7 protein-coding genes are annotated in these 12713 nt (G+C 60.0%); 6 read left to right on the top strand and 1 reads right to left on the bottom strand.

The genetic code is table 11. The features are described 5' to 3' along the window. Nucleotides 1-54: 54 nt before the first annotated feature. The 4 genes from PspR76_RS03115 (at nucleotide 55) to PspR76_RS03130 (ending at nucleotide 3057) form a co-directional block, all read left to right on the top strand. The gene (locus PspR76_RS03115; protein WP_159953918.1) at nucleotides 55-843 is read left to right on the top strand and encodes an AraC family transcriptional regulator; all 789 of its coding nucleotides are present in this window, start codon (nucleotides 55-57) and stop codon (nucleotides 841-843) included. A gap of 72 nt (nucleotides 844-915) precedes the next feature. Then, nucleotides 916-1227, top strand: a complete 312-nt coding sequence (locus PspR76_RS03120) for a PsiF family protein (protein ID WP_106577661.1) — start codon at nucleotides 916-918, stop codon at nucleotides 1225-1227. A gap of 194 nt (nucleotides 1228-1421) precedes the next feature. Then, complete coding sequence (locus PspR76_RS03125) at nucleotides 1422-2435, top strand: AI-2E family transporter (RefSeq protein ID WP_159953919.1); 1014 nt, start codon at nucleotides 1422-1424, stop codon at nucleotides 2433-2435. Nucleotides 2436-2478: 43 nt separating this feature from the next. Then, nucleotides 2479-3057, top strand: coding sequence for a hypothetical protein (locus PspR76_RS03130; RefSeq protein ID WP_159953920.1), 579 nt, complete (start codon nucleotides 2479-2481; stop codon nucleotides 3055-3057). 118 nt (nucleotides 3058-3175) lie between these two features. Here the strand turns inward: PspR76_RS03130 and PspR76_RS03135 are convergent, their stop codons facing one another. Beyond that, on the bottom strand, nucleotides 3176-4444 hold the full coding sequence (locus PspR76_RS03135) for an Hsp70 family protein (protein ID WP_159953921.1): 1269 nt from the start codon (nucleotides 4442-4444) through the stop codon (nucleotides 3176-3178). A gap of 238 nt (nucleotides 4445-4682) precedes the next feature. Between PspR76_RS03135 and PspR76_RS03140 the strand changes: the two genes are divergently transcribed. Together PspR76_RS03140 and PspR76_RS03145 are read left to right on the top strand one after the other, a co-directional pair. Next, nucleotides 4683-5621 carry a DnaJ C-terminal domain-containing protein gene (locus tag PspR76_RS03140; protein ID WP_159953922.1) on the top strand — a complete coding sequence of 313 codons (939 nt, stop codon included), beginning with the start codon at nucleotides 4683-4685 and terminating at the stop codon, nucleotides 5619-5621. 81 nt (nucleotides 5622-5702) lie between these two features. Further along, complete coding sequence (locus PspR76_RS03145) at nucleotides 5703-12659, top strand: NEL-type E3 ubiquitin ligase domain-containing protein (protein ID WP_159953923.1); 6957 nt, start codon at nucleotides 5703-5705, stop codon at nucleotides 12657-12659. Nucleotides 12660-12713: the final 54 nt, after the last annotated feature.

The following is a 12713-nucleotide window of genomic DNA, read 5'->3' on the forward strand; positions in this document are numbered from 1 at the left end:
CTGGATCGAAGCCTATACTGCGATCCAGACAAACGACCTTTGTATCCAGACAATATGGCCAGACACACCGTACGCCTCGCGGATTTCCACAGCCTGCCGAGCCCGGTCTACTTTCGTTACTCGGATTTCGCCCCCGACACCGAGTGCACACCGCACCGGCATTTCTGGGGTTCGCTGGACTATTCGGCCAACGGCGTGATGCGCATGGAGGTCGCCGGCAGCCGCTTTATGTCGCCGCCGCAGTACGCGGTCTGGATCCCGCCGAACACCGAGCACAGTTCTTACAACGCCCAAGCGATAGTCTATCGCTCGGTGGGTTTGGCCCCGGAACTCTGCGAGCAATTGCCGAAAGCGCCGTGCACCCTGGCGATCAGCGAGATTCTCAAGGCCATCCTCAGCGACTTTGCCCAGCGTGACGTCAATATTGCGCAGACCGAAGCCGACATCCGTTTGGCCCAGGTGCTGGTGGACCAACTCAAGCAAGCCCCGATTCACGATTGCTTCCTGCCCTATGCGCGCCACCCCGGGCTGCTCGGCGTGCTCGAAGGCATGCAGGCTCAACCGGGCGATAACCGCCCGCTGGCGCAGTGGGCTGAGCAAGTGCACGTCAGCGAGCGCACCTTGGCGCGCCAGTTTGTGCGCGAACTGGGCATGAGCTTTGGCGAATGGCGCCAGCGCCTGCGCTATCTGGCGGCCATCGAGGCCTTGGACAGCGACCACAGCGTGCAACACGTGGCGTTTGACCTGGGTTATAGCACCGCCTCGGCGTTTATCGCCATGTTCCAGCGCCACGCCGGCTGCACGCCGGAGCAGTATCGCCGAACAAATATTCGCAGCCGGTGAAGATGTAACAGGCTTTGACTACACTCCTGCGTAGGCCGTGCCCCCCCGGCACGGTAACAGGGAGAAAACTCCATGAAGATGCTGCGTATTCCGCTGTTGATGATGGGCCTGCTGCTGTGTTCCCAAGGGTTTGCCGCCACCGCTGCACAGACCGCCCAGCAACAAAAAATGACCACGTGCAACGCCGAAGCCAAAGGCAAGACCGGCGACGAGCGCAAAACATTTATGAGCACCTGCCTCAAGGCCGCTCCTGCAGCCAACGACGCCAAGACCCTGACGCCCCAGCAGCAGAAGATGAAAGACTGCAATGCCACGGCAAAAACCAAGGCGTTGACCGGCGATGCACGCAAGACCTTTATGAGCACTTGCCTCAAAGGAAGCTGATAACGCGAATCCCCTGTGGGAGCGGGCTTGCTCGCGAAAGCGGTGGGTCATTCAACACATCATTGACTGAACGACCGCTTTCGCGAGCAAGCCCGCTCCCACACTGACGGTGTTCGCACTCTTCAGAACTCTCGCTTGATTCCCTCAAGGCTGGCAGACTGCCCATCCTTTAACGCCGTTCGTTTTGAGGCTGTATGCCAACGTTTTCTCAGCGTCACGTGTTGTTGCTGGTCAGTTGCATCATCATTTTCGGTGGATTACTGCTGGTCCTGCCGCTCAAACTGCTGCCCAGCCTGTTGGCCGGCCTGCTGGTTTATGAACTGGTCAACATGCTCACCCCGCAGTTACAGCGGCTGATCGAAGGTCGGCGCGCGCGTTGGCTGGCTGTGGCGTTGCTCGGCACCTTGATTGTCAGCGTGCTGACGTTGATCTTCGCCGGCGCCATCAGCTTCCTGCTCCACGAAGCGGAAAACCCCGGGGCTTCCCTCGACAAATTCATGGGCGTGGTCGACCGTGCGCGCGGCCAGTTGCCGCCGTTCCTCGACGCCTACCTGCCCGCCAGCGCCGCGGAATTTCGCGTGGCCATTGGCGATTGGCTGAGCAAACACCTGAGCGAGCTGCAACTGGTCGGCAAAGACGCCGCGCACATGTTCGTCACCTTGCTGATCGGCATGGTGCTCGGCGCGATCATCGCGCTGCAGCGCGTGCCCGACCTGACCAAGCGCAAACCGCTGGCCGCCGCGTTGTTCGACCGCCTGCACCTGCTGGTCCAGGCCTTTCGCAACATCGTCTTCGCCCAGATCAAGATCGCCGCGCTCAACACCATGTTCACCGCGATCTTCCTCGCGGTGGTCCTGCCGTTGTGCGGGATTCACCTGCCGCTGACCAAAACCCTGATCGTGCTGACCTTCCTGCTCGGCCTGCTGCCGGTGATCGGCAACCTCATGTCCAATACGCTGATCACCATCGTCGCGCTGTCACTGTCGATTTGGGTGGCGGTGGCGGCGTTGGGGTATTTGATCGTGATCCACAAGGTTGAGTACTTTCTCAATGCGCGCATCGTCGGCGGGCAGATCAGTGCCAAATCGTGGGAATTGCTGCTGGCAATGCTGGTGTTCGAAGCCGCATTCGGCCTGCCGGGTGTGGTGGCGGGGCCGATTTACTATGCGTACCTGAAGAGTGAGCTGAAGCTCGCCGGAATGGTTTGACGCACTCACTTGAACTTTAAAGGGACTTAAGGGGAAACAAGCAGTGAGCGACAATATCTACGCTCCGCCAACGGCGGAGCTGACCGAGACGGTACACACGTCCTCAGAGTTTTACGTCATTTCCAAAACCAAGCTGCTGGTGTTGAGCTTGCTCAGCTTTGGGCTGTACACCTACATCTGGTCGTATAAAAACTGGAGCTTGTACAAGAAAGCCCATCAGCTGGATATCTGGCCGTTGGCGCGGGCTATTTTCTTTATATTCTTTATCCACCAGCTCTATCGCCGGGCCGATGATAGCGTGGCCCGCAGCGGTCGAAAGTTCGATTTTGACTTTGAGCAGTGGGCGACGGTATTCGTCGTGGTCACGGTAGGTGCCAGGCTTTTCGAAATGGCCGCTGACCGTTTTCAGCCCTGGTTTGCCTATAAGCCCCTGATGCTCCTGGCCGTTCCGCTGTGTGCCTACATCCTTCAACACGCCCAAGGCCTGGTCAATTTCGCGGCAGGTGACCCGGAGGGGCAGAGCAATGCGCGTTTTAACCTGTGGAACTACCTGGTGATCGTGCCCGGCGCGGTGATGTGGTGCCTGACGTTGCTTGGGGTGTGGGCGGTCTATCACCACTAGGCGGTGTGGGAGCGGGCTTGCTCGCGAAAGCGGTGTGTCAGTCAGTACATCTGGTACTGAAGCACCGCCTTCGCGGGCAAGCCCGCTCCCACATTTGGATTTGCTGTGTTGGTGAGGGTCAGCTGCCGTAACGCTTGCTGGCCTCGATCGCCAAACCGCTGCCGATACTGCCGAAGATATTGCCTTCCACATGCCGCGCATTCGGCAACATCGCCGAGATGCTGTGGCGCAGGGCCGGGATGCCGCTGGAACCGCCGGTGAAGAACACCGTGTCCACTTGCGCCACTTCCACCGAGGCATCGTTGAGCAATTGCGTGACGCTGTTGCGCACGCGCTCCAGCAAGCCATCAATCGCCGACTCGAACAGCGCGCGGCTCAGCTCAACGCTCAGGCCCGGTTCAACCCGGTCCAGGAGCACGTGGCGGCTGTCGGCGTGGGTCAGCTGGATCTTGGTTTCTTCCACTTCCATCGCCAGCCAGTGCCCGGCGCGCTGTTCGATCAACTTGAACAGGCGGTCGATGCCGCCGGTGTCTTCGATGTCGTAGCGCATGCTGCCCAGGGCCAGCTGGGATTTTTGCGAGTACACCGAGTTGATGGTGTGCCAGGTGGCCAGGTTCATGTGGTGGCTGGTGGGCATGTAGGCGCCGCTTTTCATGCGGCTGCCGTAGCCGAACAGCGGCATCATGCCTTGCAGGCTCAGCTGTTTGTCGAAGTCGGTACCGCCGATGTGCACGCCGCCGGTGGCGAGGATGTCGCTCTGGCGGTTGTCGTTGTGGCGGCGGTCCGGTGACAGGCGCACCAGGGAAAAGTCAGACGTACCACCGCCGATGTCGACGATCAGTACCAGCTCTTCTTTTTCAATGGTGGACTCGTAGTCGAACGCGGCCGCAATCGGCTCGTACTGGAACGAAATATCCTTGAAGCCGATTTTGCGCGCCACGTCGACCAGGGTGTTCTCGGCTTCCTGGTCGGCCATTGGGTCGTCATCGACGAAAAACACCGGGCGGCCCAGCACCACTTCTTCGAACTCGCGGCCGGCATTGGCTTCGGCGCGGCTCTTGAGCTGGCCGATAAACAGCGCCAGCAGGTCGGTGAACGGCATGGCCGTGCCGAGTACGCTGGTGTCGTGCTTGATCAGCTTGGAACCCAGCAGGCTCTTGAGCGAGCGCATCAGCCGGCCTTCGTAGTTTTCCAGGTATTCGTGCAGGGCCAGGCGACCGTACACCGGGCGACGCTCCTCGAAGTTGAAGAACACCACCGACGGCAACGTGATCTTGTCGTCCTCCAGCGCAATAAGCGTCTCCTCGCCGGGGCGGATCCAGCCGACGGTGGAGTTGGACGTGCCGAAGTCGATACCGCAGGCACGGGCTGGGGATGGGTTTTTCATGTCTATCAGGTTCCGGTTGAAAAACGGCCGCGCAGTGTATGCCAGTCGAAGGCGGATGCGTAGGCCAGCCATCCGTTAAATTGAGCTTGAAAGTTCGGGATTTGCCCCCACATCTGTTGCACACGGCTAGCGCCGATAACACTTTGACGTACCCCCGGGCCACAACCCTCAACAAGTGCAAAGCAGCGCACGTTGTGCCCCGGGCTGTGCGATCTCGATTGAGGATGGTGATCCGCCGATGGATTTCAAAGACTACTACAAGATTCTGGGTGTCGAGCCGACGGCCGATGACAAGGCAATCAAGGCCGCGTACCGCAAGCTCGCGCGCAAATATCACCCAGACGTGAGCAAGGAAAAAGACGCCGAAGAAAAATTCAAGGACGCGTCCGAAGCCTATGAAGCGCTTAAAAGCGCGGATAAGCGCGCGGAATACGACGAACTGCGTAAATACGGCCAGCATGGCCAGCCGTTCCAGGGCCCGCCGGGCTGGCAGAGCCGTGGCGGTTTTGGCGGCGGCGCAGGCACTGAAGACTTCTCCGACTTCTTCAGCTCGATCTTCGGCAACCGTGGCGACGCCTTCGGTGGCGGCCAGCGCCGCCCGACCGGGCGCAAGGGCCAGGACGTGGAGATGCAGCTGTCGGTGTCGCTGGAGGACACGCTGTCCACCGAATCCAAGCAGATCAGCTTCCAGGTGCCGCAGTACGACGGCTCGGGTCGCCACGTCAGCAACACCACCAAGAGCCTGAACGTGAAGATCCCCGCCGGCGTGGCCGACGGTGAGCGCATCCGCCTCAAGGGCCAGGGCGCGCCGGGCATTGGTGGGGGAGCGAATGGCGATCTGTACCTGATCATCAAGTTTGCGCCGCACGCCAAATTCGAAGTGGATGGCGAAAACCTGATCATCAACCTGCCCCTGGCGCCGTGGGAACTGGCGTTGGGCGCGGAAGTGGCGGTGCCGACCCTCACCGGCAAGATCAACCTCAAAGTGCCGGCCGGCAGCCAGAACGGCCAGCGCATGCGCGCCAAGGGCCATGGCTTGCTGAACAAGGCCGGGCAGCGCGGCTATCTGTTTGTGCAGCTCAAGGCCGTGATGCCTAAAAGCAGTGACGAGGAGGTCAAGGCGTTGTGGCAAGAGCTGGCGCAGAAAGCCGCGTTCAACCCGCGTGAGCATTTCTGAGCCGCGATAAATACCTAGTGCTTTTCAGGCAGGGCTATTCGATAGGTTGGTGGTTTTACAGCCCGTCATGGATGGCCCGATATGCCAGAACAACCCGTTACCTCGCCCCCCGAAGGCAGCTTCAACGTTGACCTTCGGGGCGTGCATTACGACTTCCTCAAAGACCGCGTCCCTGCGTGGTTCAGCCAAGGCTCGACTCAGCGCCAGGAAGAACTCGCCAACCACGAAATGGAGCTGCCCAGCTGGTACCTGACTGCCACAGCGCAGCAGAAGGCTGACCTGGCCGACAGCCACACCCGTTATCGTGAAACCTTGAACCAGGTGGAGAACAGCCTGGGCAACATCCAGGATGTGCTGGCTTTTGCCGAGCAGCCGCTTAAAGACGCGATCAAGCAACGCTTCAACCTGGAACTGGACGTGCGGAACGTCTATTTCGCGCGCAAGTATGGGTTTAAAAGCCGTGACGATCTGTTCGGTGTGCTGGTCTTCGACCAGGCCCCGGATCCGTCACTGAGCTATGAGTACCGCGGTGTTTCGTTGCTCGAGGTTGCCCTGGCCAACTTCACGCCGGACGAAGAACGCGCCAGCCTTTGTAACGATTGCCAGGTGATTACCACCTGGAACTCGTATGACGGCGAAGTCATCGCGACGCCCCATGCGGTCAACTCCCAGGCCTTGGCCATTCCCGCCCATGAATTTGCGCAGATGTGCCGCACCCTGGATCTGGGCAATTTGTACCAGCAGCACCTCCAGGCCATCGTCCAGCCCCAGGACGAAACCCAGCGCACGGCGCTGGAGCAGCAACTGCAAGAACACCAGCGCCAACTGCTGGCACTGAGCGCCGAGGTTGCCTCTCACCAGGCTGAGTGGGGCATCGGCGCGGACGCTTACCGGATGATCAAACAGGTCATCACTGACCCCGCCACCGCCACCCTTGATGGCAAGCCGGTGACGTTTGCCGCGCTGAAGGTGTTTGGCTGTGTCTTGGTGGGGCCGTTGCTGATCGGGCCGGCGCGTAAAGACAGTGACAGTGCCGAGCGGCTGCTGGTGTTCATCCCCAATGACCCACAACAGCCGCTCAAGGAATATGCCGACAGCGGCGCCTTTATGGCCGACCTGCGCACTCGCTTGCACAGCGCTTCGTACCGGCGGTTTTTCAGCCGCTTCGTACCCCAACGTGAGCAGGGCCTGTTTTTTCAGCAGTTCAATCGGTTGTACAAACCCACCAACGGCAATGGTGCGGCGGGCGACTATCCGCTGGCGCAAAAACCGTCGAAATTGCCCCTGGATGAGCTGCGCATCAACGGCAACTTGTGGGAGCAACTGCGCAAAGCGCAGGTGAGCAAAATACTCTCCGACGCCCGCGCCGTGGCCGTGCCCACTGGCGATGAAGACCGCAAAGCGCGCATGGACCGGCTGGCAAGCTATGCCGACGCAGTGAACAGCGCGTTCAACCTCCTCGCGTTCGTGGTGCCTGGGCTGGGGCCGATCATGCTGGTAGTGGGCGCGGCGCAGATGTGCACTGAAGTGTATGAAGGTATCGAAGTCGCCAACCAAGGCGACCTGAGGACGATGTGGGCGCACTTTTCCAGCGTGGCACTGAATGCAGCGATGCTGGGCACCGGGGCCAAGGTGTTGCCCGAAGTCAAACTGTCGAGCAGGGTCGACAACCTCCGGCCGGTGACCATGCCATCAGGCAAGCAGCTGCTGTGGAACCCTGATCTGACGCCCTATAAAGTGCCTGTCGAATTGCTGGCGGATGCCAAACCGGACGCCCTGGGCCTCTACCAGCACAACGGGCAGGCGGTGTTGCCCCATGAAGGTGACTACTATCAAGTCCGACAGGAGCCCGACACCGGGCAGTACCGCATCCAGCACCCCAGCCGCCCTGGTGCGTACGAACCGCAACTGGAACATAACCACGCGGGTGCCTGGAGCCATGAAGTCGAAGAACCCCTGACCTGGGACTCGCCGACCCTGATACGACGCCTGGGGCTGGATCAGCGTGGCCTTGATACCCAAACGCTGGAACAGGCCCGCATGGCCAGTGGCGTCGAAGAAGACGCCTTGCGCCAGACCTTTGTCGAGCACGAGCCGGTGCCCTTGCTGCTGGAAGACTCGATCCAGCACTTCAAGGCCCACCAGGCGCTGACGACGTTCGTTGAGCACATGCACAGCAGCGACCCGGCGGTGTACAGCCAGGCTGATCCGGTGCTGCAACTGAACATGCTGCAGCGTCGTGGAATGCTGCCCGCCGATACGCCCCTTCGCGTCATGCGCGGCGACGGCCGCCTGCTTTGGGAGAATGATGCGCCGGTTACGGCGTCCAGGCGCGTGGTGGTTGTCTCTGACAACCAAATGGCACGTGGCGAGTTGCTCAAGGAAGTCTTGAACACCTTGCAGGGCGTTGACCCCACGCTCAAGGAAATCCCCGGCAGCGCCGCCGACTCGCTGGAGGTGCGCGCCGGCAAGCTACGCCAGTACCTTGGCGACACCGTTGAGACATTCAAAGGCCCGCTGGCGGAGGAACGCTACAAGGCGTCCACTTCGTCGGCGGATCCCGATGTGCAAATGGTACTGCTCAGTTATCCCAAGCTGCCGACAGCGGCGGCCGAGCATCTGCTCAAGCGCCTGAACAACGAGCAATTGCAGGTGTTGCGCCGCACCGGGATGTTGCCCAAGCAGCAGGCCGAACAGGCCAAATGGTGTGAACAGGAAACCCGCGTTTCTCGCGCCTACGAAGGCTTGCACCTGGACACCCTGGCAGATGTTGACAGCCAGCGCCTGGCCTTGCGTACCCTCGAAACCTTGCCCGGCTGGCCGAGCGGAACGCGGGTGGAACTGCGTCAGTACTCGGCAACGGGGCCACTGCTGGATGCTGTCGGTCCGCCCGACGCATCGGTAAGCAGGACGCTGGTGGTGATGAACAACGGCCAGTTCCAGGCGCCCACGCCCAGGGATTTCTACTCGGCGACCTGGGACCTGTTGTCTGCCACCGAGCGCCAGGGCCTGGGGTTTACCGACGCGTCGCAAATGAAAGCCGCGATCCAGCAAGCGCCCCTGCCGCGTGCGTCGCTGCGCACGGTATTGCTGGAGCATCCGCTGCTCAAGCCGAACGTTGACCCGACAGTGCGCCTGCTGGGCGGTGGGGGCGGCGTTCGACAATGGGCGCGCGGCACCTTCAGTTCTGCCCAAGTCCGCGCTCGAAAACTTTACCCCATGCTCGGTGAGCGCGAGATCACGGTAATTATCGAGCGGTTAGGCGATGACGTCAGCGGCGGGTTATCCCGGTTGGAGGCCGAGTATCGAGGCCTGAAGAAAGCCTTGAAGGTTTGGGAGAGAGCCCAGCCCAGGGACTCGGCCTACGATCCAAGCGCAGAGGCAGCGGCTATCAACGTCAAGAATATCTTGAGCTGCTGGCGTCGAGAGGGCAGGGCTCACGCGCTTTCGTTAGTGGGGATGGATCTGCCAGCATTGAAGGCCGATTTCAGCCATGTCGAGTCAATCGAGCTGTTAAATATGAAGTGGTCCGACAATGCCGATACGTTTCTCCAGAACTTTCCCCGTCTGAAACGTTTGAACATCGATGGCTCCATCGGGCTTATGTCATTGCCTGATGTGATCGGCGGCATGAATAACCTGACTGTATTGAGTCTGGGCTTCAACGATATCCGTTTGACCTCGCAAAGCGCGGCGAAACTGAGTGCCCTCAGCAACCTTGAGACGCTCATGCTCAACAACAATCCCCTGGGTATGTCTCCCGATTTCAGTGCTATGACCCGGTTGAGAAAGGTGAGCCTGCTGGGTACCGGGATCGACCAGTGGCCAGTGGGGCTGCGTGCTGATACAGGGTTGGATTACGTCAACCTGGAGGGTAACTGGCTCAGTGAGGTGCCTGCGATCAATCTGGACCCGCCGCCTGATCAGCTCGAAGCGATTGCCCGGATCAATCGTGTCACCCTGCTTGATAGAAACAAGTTTCCTGCCGATTACTGGCAAAAATTTGATAGCTACTGGCTGCGCCTGAGCCGGGAACGGCCTGACCTGTTGGAAGGCACGCTGTCCGGCGCGTTCGACGTTGGCGGCCCCAGCATTGAACGGTATCAGAGCGTGTACCCCGCAAGGACGCGTCAACAAGCCCGGGAGTTTCTCAGAAACCTGGGGGCAGGTGCCGACGCGGAACTGCTGAGGCTTGAGCAAGAGCACTCGACGTTAAGCAACAAGTTGTACGATTGGGTTTACGAGCAAGGCGATCTGCCCCCACCACTCGGGGGGGGCTTCCGGCGCAGGCCCCTGCCGCCGAACATGGCTGATCGATCTACGGCAAAAGATCGCATTATTGAGTGCTGGCGACGGGAAACGGAGCAAATGCTGGCCAGTGACGATACGGGCCCGGGTTATACACTCGACCTGTCCCACTTGAATTTGCCGAGCTTGCCGGACCTCGGCGTAGACTTTAGTCATGTTGTCTCTCTCAAATTGAGGTTCATGAATCTCAGCACCTTGCCCGAAGGTTTTCTCTCCCGCTTCCCGAATGTGCGGCATCTGGACATGGCATTCAATGAGCTCAGGGAAGTGCCCGTTGCTCTGGGCAACATGAATGCACTGACCAGCCTGTACCTTAATTCCAACCGAATCAGTTTGACCCCGCAGACGTCCGCGATCCTGTCCGCACGAACTGCCCTTCAAGCGTTACGCCTGGGGAACAACCCGCTCGGCATTACCCCGACTTTCAGCGCGATGACGGATTTGCGCGTCCTCAGCCTGCACAACACAGGCATTGACGCCTGGCCAAATGGGCTGCTTGAACTGCAAGCGTTGGAGGATGTGGACCTGCGGAGTAACGAGATCACGACGATCCCTGACGCGATCATTGCACCGACAGACGAGTTGTTGGCAACGGCAAAGCGCATCAACGATTTAACCAATGCCAGCAACAACCCACTGTTACCAGCCACTCAGCAGAAAGTGCGGGATTACGCTGAGCGACTTCATCAAGAGGGGCTGGAGACCACGAACACGTCAAATGTGTTTGCGGTGCGTGCGCTGAATGTGCGCCGCGTTGAAGTGATCGACGCGGGCCCACACGATGCGTTTCTGCGCTGGGCCGAAGGGATGCCCACTGATGAGGTGGCAAGCAAGAGGGCCCAGTGGTTTGCATTGCGTGGCGAGCAGAAGGCGGATGGTTTTTTCAATCAGCTTGAACGATTGGAGACAACGGCCGCGAGCCATGCCGATCAGCAGCGGCGGATATGGGAACTGATCGATGCGATCAGTCCAAATACCCCTGAATCCGAGCGGCTGCGCGCGGAGGTTTTCGAGTTGGGCGGGGAGGCGAAATGCTGTGACCGTGCGGTGTTTACCTTCAGCAATATGGAACTCGCGGTGATGGTTTCCAAGGCTCGCGTAACGGCCGGCGATCTGACGCAAGGCCCGCAGTTGCGGACATTGGCGCGGGGGCTGTTTCGGCTGGACGCGCTGGACCGGATCGCCTCGGCCGATATCGCCCGCAGCCAGGCGATCGTGAATGATCCGGCGGTAACCCTGGCTGACAAACTCCCCCACACCCTGCGCCTGAGTGAAGAGGTCGAGATAAGGCTGGCCTATCGTGTCGGCCTCAAGGCCCGTCTGCAATTACCGGGTCAGCCGCAGAAAATGCAGTTCGCCGACCTTGCCCACGTTACCCCGGCGATGCTGGAGGCTGCGTATAACGAAGTCGTGGCCCTGGACCACTCACCCAAAGAGTTCCAGGCATTGCTGGCGAGGGCGTTCTGGCAGGACTACCTCGCCAACAAATACCACGCGCAATTTGAGGCTCAGCGCGAACCCTATCATGCGCAAATGGCCGATCTGACCCGTCGCTTTGACGCGCAGACGTTGGCCGAGGCTCTGTACCGGCAACAGGCCGATGACCTGCAGGCGCAGTGGGCGATTAAGAACGCGGCACTGCTCAATACCCTGACCCGTCAAGAAATCGCCCAAGCCTTGCTGCCACGGGGAACCCTTGAAGTGCTGGAGAACCCGGTGTCTGGCTTACAACTCGCCCAGGCGCAAGCCATTGAGTTCGGCGGCAAGCCGTACTTCATTGCGAGCATGCCCGATGCAGGCGATGGTGAGCACTACGTGTTATGGGTGCAGGCGCCGGATAATCCATTTGCCTTGGTCAGTAGCGCGATTATTGCCAAGCCCGATGTCGCCGGGGTTTGGAAACGCAGAGGCTCGACGGGCGGGATTCGGCCGGGAGTTTCCCAGGAGGTGTTTGAAGACGCCTCGGAGTCTATGCCGATGCAGCCCTACACCGCGGACGAACTCATTGCCATGCGACGGCAAACTCACTTCACACAGCTGCGCAATACGCCGGGCAGTTATAGCCGCGTGAACAACGCCCGATATCCGCTCAGGGATTTACAGGGCAAACCGATACGAATTCGTAAACTGCAGAGAAAGGTTCGGTCGGCGTCCGGTGTTGAATACACCTCGGAGCAGATCAAGCCTTACATCAAGTTTGAAGGGTATGAGGACGTTGGGGCTCTTTATGAAGCGAAGCTGCAGCAGCGTGTGTTCACTGCGCACGATATGAAGGCGCCTGGGGAGAAGTCGCTGGTCGGCCAGTCCATGGTGGTTGCCAACCGGCGAATCGCCAAAGGGGAAATAGTCGGTGTTTATGGCGGGACCGTCCTGCCCTCTCAAGTCGCCAGCCCCGGCGGGCAGACTTACATCCTGCTGGCAGGCTCGCGGCCGGCTTCAGGAAGGCTTGGAAGGGAGCCGATCGAAATATCGGGGGACAACATTATCTCCAGGATAAATACCAACTTTGACTATGACGCCAATGGCAAGCCGTTGCGTCAGGCCGCAGGCGGTTACAACGTTGAAGGTGTCGGGTTCGACATCGAAGCGGATGAAGTGTGGGGCGCAAAAACCACCAGGACGGATTTTATCCTGACGGCGGTGTTTGCGACTGAAGACATTCCGGCGGGCGCTGAGCTGCGCATGAATTACGACTACAGCGAGGGCATGATCGCAACACAATTTGCGTAAGCAACACTGCGACTGCGCCCCGAGGACCCACAAGCGTCTTCGGGGCGCAGTCGT

The organism is Pseudomonas sp. R76, assembly GCF_009834565.1.
Lineage (GTDB): Bacteria > Pseudomonadota > Gammaproteobacteria > Pseudomonadales > Pseudomonadaceae > Aquipseudomonas.